Annotated in this window: 14 protein-coding genes and 1 pseudogene; all 15 read left to right on the top strand. The window is 60.4% G+C overall.

The genetic code is table 11. The features are described from left to right. Positions 1-132: 132 nt before the first annotated feature. Positions 133-528 (top strand): flagellar export chaperone FliS, encoded by a 396-nt coding sequence (gene fliS, locus PSH91_RS07795; protein ID WP_047226241.1) that lies wholly within the window; start codon positions 133-135, stop codon positions 526-528. Between the two features lie 11 nt (positions 529-539). Continuing rightward, a complete protein-coding gene (locus tag PSH91_RS07800) occupies positions 540-836 on the top strand; it encodes a hypothetical protein (RefSeq protein WP_047226242.1) in 297 nt (98 codons plus the stop codon). A gap of 169 nt (positions 837-1,005) precedes the next feature. Then, positions 1,006-2,481: a sigma-54 dependent transcriptional regulator gene (locus tag PSH91_RS07805; protein ID WP_047226243.1), complete on the top strand. Its 1,476-nt coding sequence runs from the start codon at positions 1,006-1,008 to the stop codon at positions 2,479-2,481. 111 nt (positions 2,482-2,592) lie between these two features. Then, positions 2,593-3,801, top strand: coding sequence for a PAS domain-containing sensor histidine kinase (locus tag PSH91_RS07810; protein WP_076385832.1), 1,209 nt, complete (start codon positions 2,593-2,595; stop codon positions 3,799-3,801). A gap of 5 nt (positions 3,802-3,806) precedes the next feature. Beyond that, entirely contained in the window at positions 3,807-5,195 is a 1,389-nt protein-coding gene (locus tag PSH91_RS07815; RefSeq protein ID WP_047226245.1) for a sigma-54 dependent transcriptional regulator, read from the top strand. A 215-nt stretch (positions 5,196-5,410) separates the two neighbouring features. Next, entirely contained in the window at positions 5,411-5,737 is a 327-nt protein-coding gene (gene fliE, locus PSH91_RS07820; RefSeq protein WP_047226246.1) for a flagellar hook-basal body complex protein FliE, read from the top strand. A 15-nt stretch (positions 5,738-5,752) separates the two neighbouring features. Beyond that, positions 5,753-7,537, top strand: a complete 1,785-nt coding sequence (gene fliF, locus PSH91_RS07825) for a flagellar basal-body MS-ring/collar protein FliF (RefSeq protein WP_047226247.1) — start codon at positions 5,753-5,755, stop codon at positions 7,535-7,537. After that, complete coding sequence (gene fliG, locus PSH91_RS07830) at positions 7,530-8,549, top strand: flagellar motor switch protein FliG (protein WP_003199086.1); 1,020 nt, start codon at positions 7,530-7,532, stop codon at positions 8,547-8,549. Before fliF ends, fliG begins: the two co-directional genes overlap by 8 nt. 7 nt (positions 8,550-8,556) lie before the next feature. After that, positions 8,557-9,402, top strand: a complete 846-nt coding sequence (gene fliH, locus PSH91_RS07835) for a flagellar assembly protein FliH (RefSeq protein WP_047226248.1) — start codon at positions 8,557-8,559, stop codon at positions 9,400-9,402. After that, positions 9,392-10,750: a flagellar protein export ATPase FliI gene (gene fliI / locus PSH91_RS07840; protein WP_047226249.1), complete on the top strand. Its 1,359-nt coding sequence runs from the start codon at positions 9,392-9,394 to the stop codon at positions 10,748-10,750. Before fliH ends, fliI begins: the two co-directional genes overlap by 11 nt. Positions 10,751-10,756: 6 nt before the next feature. After that, positions 10,757-11,206 (top strand): flagellar export protein FliJ, encoded by a 450-nt coding sequence (fliJ, locus tag PSH91_RS07845; protein WP_047226250.1) that lies wholly within the window; start codon positions 10,757-10,759, stop codon positions 11,204-11,206. A 102-nt stretch (positions 11,207-11,308) separates the two neighbouring features. Further along, a pseudogene (locus PSH91_RS07850) lies at positions 11,309-11,608 on the top strand (STAS domain-containing protein); the annotation flags it as partial. A gap of 105 nt (positions 11,609-11,713) precedes the next feature. Further along, positions 11,714-13,420 (top strand): fused response regulator/phosphatase, encoded by a 1,707-nt coding sequence (locus PSH91_RS07855; RefSeq protein ID WP_305467784.1) that lies wholly within the window; start codon positions 11,714-11,716, stop codon positions 13,418-13,420. Positions 13,421-13,451: 31 nt separating this feature from the next. Beyond that, positions 13,452-13,796, top strand: coding sequence for an Hpt domain-containing protein (locus PSH91_RS07860; RefSeq protein WP_047226252.1), 345 nt, complete (start codon positions 13,452-13,454; stop codon positions 13,794-13,796). A gap of 88 nt (positions 13,797-13,884) precedes the next feature. After that, positions 13,885-15,255, top strand: coding sequence for a flagellar hook-length control protein FliK (locus PSH91_RS07865; protein ID WP_305467786.1), 1,371 nt, complete (start codon positions 13,885-13,887; stop codon positions 15,253-15,255). Positions 15,256-15,420: the final 165 nt, after the last annotated feature.

The raw sequence follows: 15,420 nt of genomic DNA on the forward strand, positions 1-15,420 counted from the left end.
TCTGGTCGATACACAAAAGCCCGGTAGCGTCTCAGGACGCTCCGGGCTTTCGGCTTTTTCGATCTAAAGTTTTTTGACGCGGCGTCGATACGCTGTTTATACGAACCGAAGTTTTTTTTGATGAGGTAGAACATGAATCCGATGTTAGCCCTTCGCCAATACCAGAAGATTGGCGCCCAGGCGCAAACCTCCGAAGCAAGTCCCCATCGTCTGGTGCAGATGCTGATGGAGGGCGGGCTGGACCGCATTGCCCAGGCCAAGGGTGCGATGGAGCGCAAGGATATCGCCAATAAAGGCGTACTGATCAGTAAGGCCATCGGCATCATTGGCGGTTTGCGTGAAGGCCTGGACCTGGAAAACCAGGCCGAGTCGGTCACCGAGCTGGATAGCCTCTATACCTACATGATGAAGCGCCTGGCCGAAGCCAACGCCAAGACTGATCCGAAGATCCTCGACGAAGTCGCCGATCTGCTGAGCACGGTCAAGGAAGGTTGGGATGCCATCGCCGTACCGGGTCCGCAATTCTAAGGAGCACGCTCATGAGTCTTGTCTTGCAGCGAATCGAACAAACCCGTGATGCCCTGGTCGGTGCCCTGGCCGAGCGCAACTGGGAGGCAATCGGTCAATTGGACCTGGCTTGCCGTTCCTGCATGGAAGACGTTCTGAGCGAGCCTGAGGTAGACGAGGCGGCGTTGCGGAGCAATCTTGAGGAGTTGCTGGGGGTCTATCGGCAGCTGCTGGAGGCGGCCACTGGCGAGCGTCAGGCGATTGTCGACGAGATGTCGCAGATCCATCAAGCGCAGAACGCGGCAAAGGTTTACCATCTGTTCGGTTAACGCTCAGTTAATCCGAACAAAGTGCGCCATAAATTTGACTGTGCACGGTTTTTTGACTTAACTAGTGGCTGTTTACAGATTTCAGGCGTCTACAGGCATGACAAGTCTGCAAGCGTCTAGCTTGCCCCCAAATTCCGGGCATTGAGTTGACTAGGGAAGTTGCTATTGCATGTGGCGTGAAACCAAAATTCTCCTGATCGATGACGATAGCGTCCGCCGCCGCGATTTGGCGGTGATCCTAAATTTTCTTGGTGAAGAAAATTTACCCTGCGGAAGCCATGACTGGCAGCAGGCCGTCGGCTCTTTGTCGTCCAGTCGTGAGGTCATTTGCGTTCTGATCGGAACCGTAAATGCACCCGCAACGCTTTTGGGCTTGCTAAAGACACTCTCAACCTGGGATGAGTTCCTTCCGGTTTTGTTAATGGGCGAAAATTCTTCCGTTGACTTGCCTGAGGACCAGCGCCGCCGGGTGCTTTCCACGTTGGAAATGCCACCCAGCTACAGCAAGTTGCTCGATTCGCTGCACCGCGCCCAGGTTTATCGCGAGATGTACGACCAGGCGCGCGAGCGCGGCCGGCATCGCGAGCCCAACCTTTTCCGTAGTCTTGTTGGCACCAGTCGGGCGATCCAGCATGTGCGCCAGATGATGCAGCAGGTCGCCGATACCGACGCCAGCGTGTTGATCCTGGGTGAGTCGGGCACCGGCAAGGAAGTGGTTGCGCGTAACCTGCACTACCATTCCAAGCGTCGCGAAGCGCCGTTCGTGCCGGTCAACTGCGGTGCGATCCCGGCCGAGTTGCTCGAGAGCGAACTGTTCGGACACGAGAAGGGAGCCTTCACCGGCGCCATCACCAGCCGGGCCGGGCGGTTCGAGCTGGCCAACGGCGGCACGCTGTTTCTCGATGAAATCGGTGATATGCCGTTGCCGATGCAGGTCAAGTTGCTGCGAGTCTTGCAGGAACGTACCTTCGAGCGCGTGGGCAGCAACAAGACCCAGAGCGTCGATGTGCGAATCATCGCCGCGACCCACAAGAACCTCGAGAGCATGATCGAGGTGGGCAGTTTCCGCGAAGACCTCTATTACCGCCTCAATGTTTTCCCGATTGAAATGGCACCGCTGCGTGAGCGGGTCGAAGACATCCCGCTGCTGATGAACGAACTGATTTCGCGCATGGAGCACGAGAAGCGCGGCTCGATCCGTTTCAACTCGGCGGCAATCATGTCCCTGTGCCGCCACGGTTGGCCGGGTAACGTCCGTGAGCTGGCCAATCTGGTCGAGCGCATGGCGATCATGCATCCCTACGGTGTGATCGGCGTGGTCGAGTTGCCGAAGAAATTCCGTTATGTCGACGATGAAGACGAGCAAATGGTCGATAGCCTGCGCAGCGATCTGGAAGAGCGCGTGGCGATCAACGGCCATACGCCCGACTTCACCGCCAATGCCTTGCTGCCACCAGAAGGCCTTGACCTCAAGGATTATCTGGGAGGCCTGGAACAAGGCCTTATCCAGCAGGCCCTGGACGATGCCAACGGTATCGTGGCCCGCGCCGCCGAACGCCTGCGCATCCGTCGTACCACCCTGGTGGAGAAGATGCGCAAGTACGGCATGAGCCGTCGCGAAGGAGATGAACAGGCGGATGATTGACGCCTGTTTTCCAACCGCCTGATTTTTCAGGCGGTTTTTTTTCGGCACGGGTATTGCTACATCCCTCGCAACGTTCCGTTTAACTGACGGTCAGCCAAGCGAGAGAGCACGATGACCCAAGCCGCCCAGATCTCACCTGTCCCCGAGCCGGGGATCATGCCGTCCGCCGAGCAGGCAAGCCGGGTTGGACTTGAGCAGGCCTTTTCGCTGTTCGACCAGATGTCCAGCCGGTTGACCGATTCCTACAGCCTGCTCGAAGCTCGCGTCACTGAGCTCAAGGGCGAGCTGGCAGTGGTCAGTGCCCAGCGCATGCAGGAGCTGGCGGAAAAGGAACGGCTGGCTAATCGGCTGCAAAATCTCCTCGACCTGTTGCCCGGTGGCGTTATCGTCATCGATGCCCATGGTCGCGTGCGCGAAGCCAATCCGGCGGCCTGCGAGCTGCTTGGCCTGCCATTGGAGGGCGAGTTGTGGCGGCACGTCATCGCCCGCTGCTTCGCCCCGCGTGAAGACGACGGCCATGAAGTGTCGCTCAAGGACGGTCGGCGCCTGTCCATCTCCACTCGTTCGCTGGACGCCGAGCCCGGGCAGCTCGTGTTGCTCAATGACCTGACCGAAACCCGTCACCTGCAAGATCAACTGGCCCGCCACGAACGCCTGTCTTCCCTGGGGCGGATGGTGGCCTCGCTGGCTCATCAGATTCGTACGCCGCTGTCGGCCGCTTTGCTGTACGCCAGTCATCTGACCGAGCAGCAACTGCCGGTGGAAACCCAACAACGCTTCGCCGGACGCCTGAAAGAGCGGCTGCACGAGCTGGAGCATCAGGTGCGCGACATGCTGGTGTTCGCTCGTGGCGAGTTGCCATTGACCGATCGCGTCACCCCCAAGGTCTTGCTGCAATCCTTGCAAGCCGCCGCATTGACTCACGTGCAGGACCTGCCAATTCGCTGGCAATGCGACAGCCATGATGGCGAGGTGTTGTGTAATCGCGACACCCTGGTGGGCGCAGTGTTGAACCTGATCGAAAACGCGGTCCAGGCCAGCGGCGGCGACGTCCGGCTCAAAGTGCACTTGTACACACGGGGCAACACCTTGCGCTTGTGTGTCAGTGACAGTGGTAGCGGCATCGAGCCAGCGGTGCTGGCGCGTTTGGGCGAACCCTTTTTTACCACCAAGACCACAGGCACGGGCTTGGGCCTGACCGTAGTCAAGGCAGTGGCGCGTGCCCATCAGGGAGAATTGCAACTGCGCTCGCGTCTGGGGCGTGGCACCTGTGCACTGGTGCTTTTGCCATTGTTTTCCAGTACGCCGGGAGTGGAGTGAAGGTCATGGCGATCAAGGTGTTACTGGTTGAGGATGACCGGGCCCTGCGTGAGGCGCTGGCCGATACCCTGGTGCTGGCCGGGCACGATTACACCGCCGTCGGTTCGGCGGAAGATGCTTTGCTGGCCGTGGCTCAAGAGACCTTCGGCCTGGTGGTCAGTGACGTCAACATGCCGGGCATGGATGGGCACCAGCTGCTTGGTTTGTTGCGCGCCCGCCAACCTCAATTGCCGGTCCTGCTGATGACTGCCCACGGTGCCGTCGAGCGCGCCGTGGATGCCATGCGCCAGGGGGCTGCGGATTATCTGGTCAAGCCGTTCGAGCCCAAGGCGCTGTTGGATCTGGTGGCCCGCCATGCCTTGGGCAGCCCTGCCGTCGAGGGTGAAGGCCCGGTCGCGATCGAACCGGCCAGTGCGCAGTTGCTGGCGTTGGCCGCGCGGGTGGCTCGCAGCGACTCCACTGTTTTGATTTCCGGCGAATCCGGCACCGGCAAGGAGGTGCTGGCGCGCTACATTCACCAGCAATCCCGGCGTGCCAGCGAACCGTTCATTGCCATTAACTGTGCGGCGATTCCCGACAATATGTTGGAGGCGACGCTGTTCGGTCACGAGAAGGGCTCGTTTACTGGCGCCATCTCGGCCCAGGCCGGCAAGTTCGAGCAGGCTGACGGTGGCACCATTCTGCTCGATGAAATTTCCGAAATGCCCCTTGGCCTGCAAGCCAAGCTGTTGCGCGTGTTGCAGGAGCGGGAAGTGGAGCGGGTGGGTGCGCGCAAGCCTATCAGCCTGGATATCCGCGTGGTGGCGACCACCAACCGCGACCTGGCTGGCGAAGTGGCGGCAGGGCGTTTTCGCGAAGACCTTTACTACCGTCTATCAGTATTTCCGCTGGCCTGGCGACCGTTGCGCGAGCGCACCGCCGATATCCTGCCGCTGGCCGAGCGTCTGCTGACCAAACACGTCAATAAAATGAAGCATGCGGCAGCCAGGCTGTCCCCCGAGGCCCAGGCGTTTCTGATCGCCTACCCTTGGCCTGGCAACGTACGGGAGCTGGATAACGCGATTCAGCGGGCATTGATTCTGCAGCAGGGCGGTCTGATCCAGCCGGAAGATTTTTGCCTGAGCGGTCCGGTGGCCTGCGCGCCATTGCCGGCCGTGTCAGCGGTCCCGGCGTTCGCCCCTCCGGCGGAAGTGGAGGGCGAATCGGCCGGTGCTTTGGGAGACGACCTGCGTCGTCGCGAATTCCAGATGATCATCGACACCCTGCGCGCCGAGCGCGGGCGTCGCAAGGAAGCGGCCGAGCGCTTGGGGATCAGCCCGCGCACCCTGCGCTACAAGCTGGCGCAAATGCGTGACGCCGGCATGGACGTCGAGGCCTACCTGTTCGCCAGTTGAGTGATGTGCACCGAATATCCCTTGTGGGAGCGGGCTTGCTCGCGAAAGCGATTTACCAGTCGCCGTTGCATTGACTGAACCACCGCCTTCGCGAGCAAGCCCGCTCCCACATGCATTTGTTTTTTACGGTCACGGAGCTGGCACCCTTGTTGCTAATACCTGTGTACCCGCTGAGTAAGTGTCAAAAAAATGCGGGCCGCCAGAGAGAGTAGACCATGAGCCAAGGTATTGAATTTAATCGGTTGATGCTGGACATGCGGGCCATGCAAATGGACGCCATGGCACAGCCTAAGTCGGTCGCGGTCCCGGAAGTGGGCGCCAGCAGTTTTTCCGACATGCTCGGTCAGGCCGTCAATAAAGTGAACGATACCCAGCAGGCATCGAGTCAGTTGGCCAGTGCTTTCGAGATTGGCAAAAGTGGCGTCGATCTGACGGACGTGATGATCTCTTCGCAGAAAGCCAGTGTCTCGTTTCAGGCGTTGACCCAGGTTCGTAACAAGCTGGTTCAAGCCTACCAAGACATCATGCAGATGCCGGTCTAAGGAAATTATTGAGTCATGGCAGAAGCAGTCGCTGATAACGTTCCGGCCAAGGCCACTCCGCCCGACGGCAAACCGCCGCTGTTCGGTCTGTCCTTCCTGGAAAACCTCTCCGAGATGACCATGCTGCGTCAGGTGGGCCTGTTGGTCGGCCTGGCTGCCAGCGTGGCGATCGGGTTTGCCGTGGTGCTGTGGTCCCAGCAGCCAGACTACCGTCCTTTGTACGGCAGTCTGGAGGGCATGGACGCCAAGCAAGTCATGGAAACCCTGGCTGCCGCCGACATTCCTTATACCGTCGAACCCAATTCCGGCGCCTTGCTGGTCAAGGCCGACGACGTGGCGCGCGCGCGCCTCAAGCTCGCCGCTGCTGGCGTAACGCCCACCGATGGCAATATCGGTTTCGAGATCCTCGACAAGGACCAGGGCCTGGGTACCAGCCAGTTCATGGAGGCGACCCGTTATCGTCGCGGCCTTGAAGGCGAATTGGCGCGCACCATTGCCAGTCTGAACAACGTCAAGGGTGCCCGTGTGCACCTGGCGATTCCAAAAAGCTCGGTGTTTGTGCGCGATGAGCGCAAGCCAAGCGCCTCGGTACTGGTTGAACTGTATTCCGGTCGCTCTTTGGAGCCCAGCCAGGTCGTGGCCATCGTCAATCTGGTGGCTACCAGTGTTCCCGAGTTGAGCAAGTCCCAGATCACCGTGGTCGACCAGAAGGGCAACCTGTTGTCCGATCAGGCGGAGAACTCTGCTCTGACCATGGCCGGCAAACAATTCGACTACAGCCGTCGCATGGAAGGCATGCTGACTCAGCGGGTGCACAACATCCTGCAACCGATCCTGGGTAACGACCGCTACAAGGCCGAGGTGTCGGCCGATGTGGATTTCAGCTCCGTCGAGTCGACGTCCGAACAGTTCAACCCTGATCAACCGGCGTTGCGCAGCGAACAGTCGGTGAACGAGCAACGCACCGCCAGCAATGGCCCGCAAGGCGTGCCTGGTGCGCTTAGCAACCAACCGCCGTCGCCGGCCAGCGCGCCCCAGACCACCGGTGGTGCCACTGCGGCCGCTGGCATGGTGCAACCGGGCCAGCCGCTGATCGACGCCAACGGCCAACAGATCATGGATCCGGCCACCGGTCAGCCGATGCTGGCGCCGTACCCGGCCGACAAGCGCCAACAATCGACCAAGAACTTCGAGCTCGACCGCTCCATCAGCCACACCAAGCAGCAACAGGGCCGTTTGAATCGCCTGTCGGTCGCGGTGGTGGTGGACGATCAGGTCAAGATCAACCCGGCCAATGGCGAAACCAGCCGTGCGCCGTGGAGTGCCGACGAACTGGCGCGGTTCACTCGCCTGGTGCAGGACGCGGTCGGTTTCGACGCCAGCCGTGGCGACAGCGTGAGCGTGATCAACGTGCCGTTCTCCCAGGAGCGCGGCGAAGAAATCGCCGACATTCCATTTTATTCGCAACCCTGGTTCTGGGATGTGGTCAAGCAAGTATTGGGTGTGCTGTTCATCCTGATCCTGGTGTTCGGCGTGCTGCGTCCGGTGCTCAACAACATTACCGGTGGCGGCAAGAACAAGCAGTTGGCTGGCTTGGGTGATGTAGAGCTGGGAGGCATGGGCGGCCTGGATGGCGAATTGGCCAATGATCGCGTCAGCCTCGGTGGGCCGCAGAGCATTCTGCTGCCAAGTCCGAGTGAAGGCTATGACGCTCAGTTGAACGCTATCAAGAGTCTGGTGGCAGAAGATCCGGGTCGTGTGGCCCAGGTCGTGAAAGAGTGGATTAACGCAGATGAGTGATAATCGAGCCGCTGTTGCCAAATTGTCCCGGGTCGACAAAGCCGCGATTTTGCTGCTGTCCCTGGGGTCGACCGACGCCGCCCAAGTGTTGCGTCACATGGGTCCCAAGGAGGTCCAGCGCGTGGGCGTGGCCATGGCGCAGATGGGCAACGTGCACCGTGAGCAGGTCGAACAGGTGATGAGCGAGTTCGTCGACATCGTCGGCGACCAGACCAGCCTGGGCGTCGGATCTGACGACTACGTGCGCAAAATGCTCACCCAGGCCCTGGGCGAGGACAAGGCCAATGGCCTGATCGACCGGATTCTGCTGGGCGGCAATACCAGCGGCCTGGACAGCCTCAAGTGGATGGAGCCGCGCGCGGTGGCTGACGTGATTCGTTACGAGCACCCGCAGATCCAGGCGATCGTGGTGGCTTACCTCGACCCGGACCAGGCCGGTGAAGTGCTGGGCAACTTCGATCATAAGGTGCGCCTGGACATCATCCTGCGGGTATCGTCGCTCAATACCGTGCAGCCGGCGGCCCTGAAAGAATTGAACCAGATTCTCGAGAAGCAGTTCTCGGGTAACTCCAATGCCTCGCGCACCACTCTGGGTGGCATCAAGCGCGCGGCGGACATCATGAACTTCCTCGACAGTTCGATCGAAGGCCAGCTCATGGACTCGATCCGCGAGTTCGACGAAGACCTGTCCGGTCAGATCGAAGACCTCATGTTCGTGTTCAACAACCTGTCCGATGTCGACGATCGCGGCATTCAGGCGCTGTTGCGCGAAGTGTCCTCCGACGTCCTGGTACTGGCCCTCAAGGGGTCGGACGAAGGCGTCAAGGAAAAGATCTTCAAGAACATGTCCAAACGGGCGGCCGAACTGTTGCGCGACGATCTCGAGGCCAAGGGCCCGGTACGTGTCAGCGACGTGGAAACCGCACAAAAGGAAATCCTCACCATCGCCCGCCGTATGGCCGAAGCCGGAGAGATCGTGCTCGGTGGCAAGGGCGGCGAAGAGATGATCTAAGGTCGTTATGTCTGCCAAGAGTGATGGTTCACCCAGCGACCTGATCCGCGCTCGGGACGTCGGTGGTTTTGACGTCTGGTCGCTGCCCAGCTTCGATCCCCACGTGCCCGAGCCTGAGCCTGAGCCCGAGGAAGAACTGCCGGAAATGGAGGAGGTGCCGCTGGAAGAAGTCCAGCCACTGACCCTCGAAGAAGTCGAAAGCATTCGTCAGGAGGCCTACAACGAAGGCTTCGCCATTGGTGAAAAAGAAGGTTTCCATAGCACCACGCTCAAGGTTCGCCAGGAAGCCGACGTAGCGCTGACAGCCAAGCTCCGCGCGCTGGAATCGCTGATGCTCAACCTGTTCGAGCCCATCGCCGAGCAGGACACTCAGATCGAGAAGTCCCTGGTCGGGCTGGTGCAGCACATCACTCGACAAGTGATCCAGCGGGAACTGGCCATTGATTCGAGCCAGATCGAACACGTCATGCGCGAAGCCCTCAAGCTTTTGCCGTTGGGCGTGGGCAATGTGCGGCTGTACATCAATCCTCAGGATTTCGAACTGGTCAAGGCACTGCGTGAGCGTCATGAAGAAACCTGGCGCATCGTCGAGGACGAATCCCTGCTGCCGGGCGGTTGCCGTGTGGAAACCGAGCACAGCCGCATTGATGCGACCATCGAAACCCGCATCAGCCAGATCATGGCCAAGCTCTTCGACCAGTTGCACGAACAGGCACTGCACCCGGCTGCTGCCGACCTGAGCCTGGAATTGCCGGACGAGCCCCAGGTTGACACCCCTATTGATCCAGACGCCGCAGAGTCGGATGCTCTTGAACTCAGTACCCCTGAACTGGACGGCCGCGATGCGCCTTGAGCGAACCAGCTTCGGCAAGCGCCTGGGCAGCTACGCCGAGGCCACCGAGCTGGCCGGGCAGCCGATCCTGGAAGGGCGCTTGCTGCGCATGGTTGGCCTGACCCTCGAAGCCGAGGGCCTGCGTGCCGCCATGGGCAGTCGTTGCATGGTGATCAACGACGACAGTTATCACCCGGTCCAGGTCGAAGCCGAAGTCATGGGCTTCTCCGGCAGCAAGGTCTTTCTGATGCCGGTGGGCAGCGTAGCCGGCATCGCACCTGGCGCGCGGGTTGTGCCTTTGGCTGACACCGGTCGGCTGCCCATGGGCATGAGCATGCTCGGACGGGTGCTGGACGGCGCCGGGCGTGCCCTGGACGGCAAGGGCGGCATGAAGGCCGAGGATTGGGTGCCGATGGACGGCCCGACGATCAACCCCCTCAAGCGCGACCCCATCAGCGTGCCGCTGGACGTGGGCATTCGTTGCATCAACGGTTTGTTGACGGTCGGGCGCGGTCAGCGTCTGGGCCTGTTTGCCGGTACGGGGGTGGGCAAGAGTGTGCTGCTGGGCATGATGACCCGATTCACCGAGGCGGACATTATCGTGGTCGGGCTGATCGGCGAACGGGGCCGCGAGGTGAAGGAGTTCATCGAGCACATCCTCGGCGAAGAGGGCCTCAAGCGATCAGTGGTCGTGGCTTCGCCAGCCGATGATGCTCCGTTGATGCGCCTGCGGGCCGCCATGTACTGCACGCGAATCGCCGAGTATTTCCGCGACAAGGGTAAGAATGTCCTGCTGCTGATGGACTCGTTGACCCGTTTCGCCCAGGCCCAGCGGGAAATCGCCCTGGCCATTGGCGAGCCGCCGGCCACCAAAGGCTATCCACCCTCGGTATTCGCCAAGTTGCCCAAGCTGGTTGAGCGCGCCGGTAATGCGGAAAAGGGCGGCGGTTCGATCACGGCGTTCTATACCGTGCTGTCCGAAGGCGACGATCAGCAAGATCCCATTGCCGACTCGGCCCGTGGCGTGCTCGACGGTCACATCGTGTTGTCCCGGCGTCTGGCCGAAGAAGGGCACTATCCGGCCATCGACATCGAGGCGTCCATTAGTCGGGTCATGCCGTCGGTCATCAGCGCCGAGCACCTCAAGCGTGCCCAACAGTTCAAGCAATACTGGTCGCGCTATCAGCAAAGCCGCGATCTGATCAGCGTCGGTGCCTACGTGCCCGGCGGTGATCGTGAGACCGATACCGCCATCAATCTCTATCCGGCAATGGCGGTCTATCTGCGCCAGAGCCTGAACGACAACATCGGCATGGGCGCCAGCGAAGCGCACCTGCAGAGCATCTTCACTCCGGTCGCCGGCGGGTAACCGGCCATGGCCACAAGTCGTGCGGCGCGTCTGGCGCCCGTGGTGGAGATGGCGGAAAAAGCCGAAAAAACCGCCGTCCAGCGTCTGGCATATTTCCAGGGGCAGGTGGCCGTCGCCGAAAGCAAACTGGCGGACCTGGAAAACTTCCGTCTCGAATACCAGGAGCAGTGGATCGCCCGTGGCAGCCATGGGGTTTCCGGCCAATGGTTGCTGGGTTACCAGGGCTTTCTTGCGCAATTGGGCACCGCCATTGACCAGCAGCGCCAGAGTCTGGTCTGGCACCAGAACAACCTGGAAAAGGCTCGCCAGAGTTGGCAGGAGGCTTTCGCCCGGGTCGAAGGGCTGCGCAAACTCGTACAGCGTTATATCGACGAAGCGCGGCGATTGGAGGACAGGCGCGAGCAAAAACTGCTGGATGAATTGTCCCAGCGTCTGCCGCGTCAGGATCCGTATTGATCATCGGGCCGGGATTTTGAGAGGGAAGTGTTCCAAACCTTGCTCAGACTTCTACCAGGTGCTAAACCTTGTACACGTATGTCCATGACAAGGAAGCCGAACATGTCAGTCGTTACCGAAGTATCCCCCGATGGGCAAAAGCTGACGATCTCGATCAAGGGTCGTTTCGATTTTGGGCGGCATCAGGAGTTTCGCGAGTCTTACGAGCGGCTCAACAAAAAGCCCGAATCCATTGTGGTGGACTTGAAAGAAGCCACTTATCTCGACAGTTCCGCCTTGGGCATGCTCCTGCTGCTACGCGATCATGCCGGCGGCGAAGATTCGGATATCCGGATCGTGAACAGCAACAGTGACGTCAAGAAAATCCTCGCGATCTCCAACTTCGACAAGCTGTTCGATATCTATCCGAAAGAAGAAGCAGGGAAAGACAGCTCGGGAGAAAAAGACAAGCCACAGGCAGGCCATCTCCAGGACAAACTTCATCCCGGAAAAGCTTGACCGGCAGCCATGTTGTCCGACCTCGAACCGCTGACGGTCCTGATTGCCGAAGACAGTGCCGCTGACCGACTGCTGCTGTCGACTATTGTCCGTCGTCAGGGCCATCACGTGCTCACTGCGGCTGACGGTGCCGAAGCGGTGGACATCTATATCCAGCAGCGTCCGCACCTGGTGCTGATGGATGCGATGATGCCGGTGATGGATGGTTTCGAGGCGGCGCAAAAGATCAAGCAACTGGCTGGGGAGCAGTTGGTTCCGATCATCTTTCTCACCTCGTTGACCGAAAGCGAAGCCTTGGCCCGATGTCTGGAAGCCGGGGGTGACGATTTTCTGGCCAAGCCGTATAACCAGGTCATCCTGGCCGCCAAGATCAAGGCCATGGACCGCTTGCGTCGGTTGCAGGCCACTGTCGTGGAACAGCGTGACCAGATATCCCGGCACCATGACTACCTGCTCAACGAGCAGCGCGTGGCCAAGGCCGTGTTCGACAAGATCGCCCATTCCGGCTGTCTGAGCGCACCGAACATCCGTTACCTGCAATCCCCTTACGCCCTGTTCAACGGCGATCTGCTGCTGGCCGCATTCAACCCGGCGGGCGATATGCACATCCTGCTGGGGGATTTCACCGGACACGGTTTGCCGGCCGCTGTCGGCGCGATGCCGCTGGCGGAGGTGTTCTACGGCATGACCGCCAAAGGTTATGGCCTGGCGCAGATCCTGCGGGAGATGAATGCCAAGCTCAAGCGCATCCTGCCGGTGGACATGTTCTGTTGCGCGACCCTGTTATGCCTGAGTTTCCAGCGCTGCACGGTGGAAGTCTGGAACGGCGGCATGCCCGATGGTTACCTGCATGACAGCCTCAGCGGTGTGCGCACGCCATTGCCGGCGCGGCACCTGCCGCTGGGCGTGCTCACTCCCCAGTTGTTCGATGACCGCACTGAAGTACACCCCATGTCGCTGGGTGACCGGGTATTCCTGCTGTCCGATGGCGTGATCGACACCGCTGACGACAATGAGCAGCTGTTTGGCGTGGAGCGTTTGCAACAGGTCTTTTCGGCCAATCGTGAGCCCGACTGTCTTTTCGAAGACATCCAGCAAGCCTTGCGGGACTTTCGCGGCGAGCCGCGGGACGACTTCAGCATGGTCGAGGTGCGCTTGGTCGCGCCGACGCAACTCAACCCGCCACCGCCGGTCTATTCCGATAGCGGCCAGTCCAGTCCGCTGGACTGGTCGATGAGTTTCGAGTTTCGCGCGCAGACGCTCAGGCGGTTCAACCCGATGCCGTACCTGTTGCAGCTGTTGCTTGAGGTTCATGGGCTCAGGGCTCAGAGTGGCGCTCTTTACAGCGTGCTGTCTGAGCTCTACTCCAATGCGCTGGACCATGGCGTATTGGGGCTCGATTCGAGTCTCAAGCGCGACGCGTCGGGTTTCGCCCGTTACTACAGCGAGCGCAACCAGCGCCTGGATGAATTGAACAGCGGTCACGTCCGGGTTCATGTGCACGTCACGCCTCACGGTGACGGTGGTCGTCTGGTCATTGAAGTCGAAGACAGTGGCCAGGGCTTCGATGTCGCCCGGGTGTTGGCACGACCTGCGGACAGTCACCGGTTGTCGGGGCGCGGCGTGAGCCTGGTGCGTCAGTTGAGCCATCAGGCCTGCTGGTCCGACGATGGTCGTAGTGCGCGCGTGGAGTTTTTCTGGGAGGCTCTGGCATAATCGGCGCCATTCTTGATCAGGGAGCGAACAAGTGAGTGAGATTCATCTGGACCGCGACGTACTGAGTACGTTGAAGGAAGTCATGGAGGACGGGTATCTGGAGTTGCTGGATACCTTTCTTAACGATTCCGAAGCACGCCTGCGTGTGCTGCATGAGGCGCGGGATGCGGAAAAGCTCAGTGCCACGGCCCACAGTTTCAAGGGCAGCAGCAGCAACATGGGCGCCATCCGCCTGGCAGAACTGTGTGGCGAACTGGAGCAACGTGCCAAACAGCCGTCGTTGAGCGGGATTGAAAAGCTGGTCAGCGAAATCGACAGTGAATTCGCCCATGTCCGCAAGCTTTGCAGGGAAGAGCGTGAAGGGTTCCACTGCTGAGATTCGAGCATTGCCAATAGGTTGGCCCGTCCCTTGCATTGTCCTCTCTCGACTGTACCTATGATTCCAGTGCAGCGGAGACCTTTTTATGCCCGTAACGCCCAATACACTGCTTCAGGCCACCCCGCAGGCCAAGCCTCAGGCCGCCGTCAATTCACCGGCAGCGGCCCCTGAGTTCGGGAATAAAGCCTCCAGCTTCGCCCAGGTCTTCGCCCGCCAGGCCCCCGCGAAGTCGTCGACCGCCCCCGAGCCATCGGTTAAACAGGTGCGCGACCAGGCTTCTGATAACACCGTCAAAAAAGACGATGGCAACGAAACGGCTGCCGCCTCCGAGACGACGGTTGCCGATAGCGGCAAATCCTTGCCCGCCGACAAGCCGTCAACGGCCGATGACAAGGTGGCCAGTGATGACGGTGCCGACACGACTGAAACCCCAGTGGCGGAAGTTGCTTCTGGCGATCCGGCTGTGGACCCCGCGCTGCTGCCGGATATGATCGCAACGGTTGTCGCAACCGAGGCAGAACCCGCCCCCGTGGTGGCCACGACGATGCCTCAAGTCGCGGCTGCGGTGGCGGCGCCGGTTGCTCCATTGGCCGCAGCAGCCCAGACTTCGGCTGTGGTCGATCCTGAATTCGATCCGGCGGCCGATCCGCTTGATGCATTGCCTGCCTTGCGCCTGGCGATGGAGCAGAGCGGCCATGTTTCCGCTGCCAGCCACGCGCAGTCCAAGACGCCTGCCCCTGCATCGGTTGACGGTGAGCCGACATCGGCCCAAACCTTTGCCGCCGGCATGGCAAGCATGCTCACCGTCCAGGCTGATCAGAGCAGTACCGGCCCCGGCAGCCAGGGCAGTGAAAAAGCATTTGGCGGTTTGATCAATGAAGGTCTCAAGGATCTGACCGCCGCCTCCAGCGATACTCGCGTGGATGACTTCGCCAACCGTCTGGCAGCGCTAACCCAGGCCGCCACGCCAAAAACTGCCAATGCGATACCGGTCAACCAGCCTATCGCCATGAATCAGAGCGGCTGGACCGAAGAAGTGGTCAACCGGGTGATGTACCTGTCGAGTGTCAACCTCAAGGCGGCCGATATCCAGTTGCAGCCGGCCGAACTCGGTCGTCTGGATATTCGGGTGAACATGGTTCCGGATCAGCAGACCCAAGTGACGTTCATGAGCGCTCATTCCGGCGTTCGCGAAGCGCTCGAAGGTCAGATGCATCGCCTGCGCGACAGTTTTGCCCAGCAGGGCATGGGCCAGGTCGACGTCAGCGTGTCCGACCAATCCCGTGGCTCCCAAGGGCAGGAACAGCAAGCGCAGCAACAGGCCCAGGCTGGGCGCACAACATCGTCCGGCGGTCGGGTGGATTCGGTAGAGGAAGACCTGCCAGCCAGCATTGCGGAAGTAGCAGCCACTGCCACCAGCGTGATCGGCACCAGCGCGGTCGATTTCTACGCCTGACCCCAAGATGCCCCCAATGTGGGAGCGAGCCTGCTCGCGATAGAGGTGAATCAGTCCCAAAATGGGTGACTGACACTCCGCTATCGCGAGCAGGCTCGCTCCCACATTGGTTTTATGGCGTTCTGCAGATTGCATCCCAATCGTGATCCTTGTGCCCCGACACTT

Source organism: Pseudomonas sp. FP1154, assembly GCF_030687245.1.
Classification (GTDB): Bacteria; Pseudomonadota; Gammaproteobacteria; order Pseudomonadales; family Pseudomonadaceae; genus Aquipseudomonas; species Aquipseudomonas rhizophila.

Excerpts from the sequence above, each read along its gene's own strand:
- fliJ (WP_047226250.1), top strand. The coding sequence starts at position 10,757 with ATGGCCACAAGTCGTGCGGCGCGTCTGGCGCCCGTGGTGGAGATGGCG.
- fliI (WP_047226249.1), top strand. The coding sequence starts at position 9,392 with ATGCGCCTTGAGCGAACCAGCTTCGGCAAGCGCCTGGGCAGCTACGCC.
- PSH91_RS07810 (WP_076385832.1), top strand. The coding sequence starts at position 2,593 with ATGACCCAAGCCGCCCAGATCTCACCTGTCCCCGAGCCGGGGATCATG.
- PSH91_RS07800 (WP_047226242.1), top strand. The coding sequence starts at position 540 with ATGAGTCTTGTCTTGCAGCGAATCGAACAAACCCGTGATGCCCTGGTC.
- fliS (WP_047226241.1), top strand. The coding sequence starts at position 133 with ATGAATCCGATGTTAGCCCTTCGCCAATACCAGAAGATTGGCGCCCAG.
- PSH91_RS07805 (WP_047226243.1), top strand. The coding sequence starts at position 1,006 with ATGTGGCGTGAAACCAAAATTCTCCTGATCGATGACGATAGCGTCCGC.
- PSH91_RS07865 (WP_305467786.1), top strand. The coding sequence starts at position 13,885 with ATGCCCGTAACGCCCAATACACTGCTTCAGGCCACCCCGCAGGCCAAG.
- fliG (WP_003199086.1), top strand. The coding sequence starts at position 7,530 with ATGAGTGATAATCGAGCCGCTGTTGCCAAATTGTCCCGGGTCGACAAA.
- fliE (WP_047226246.1), top strand. The coding sequence starts at position 5,411 with ATGAGCCAAGGTATTGAATTTAATCGGTTGATGCTGGACATGCGGGCC.
- PSH91_RS07855 (WP_305467784.1), top strand. The coding sequence starts at position 11,714 with ATGTTGTCCGACCTCGAACCGCTGACGGTCCTGATTGCCGAAGACAGT.
- fliF (WP_047226247.1), top strand. The coding sequence starts at position 5,753 with ATGGCAGAAGCAGTCGCTGATAACGTTCCGGCCAAGGCCACTCCGCCC.
- PSH91_RS07815 (WP_047226245.1), top strand. The coding sequence starts at position 3,807 with ATGGCGATCAAGGTGTTACTGGTTGAGGATGACCGGGCCCTGCGTGAG.
- fliH (WP_047226248.1), top strand. The coding sequence starts at position 8,557 with ATGTCTGCCAAGAGTGATGGTTCACCCAGCGACCTGATCCGCGCTCGG.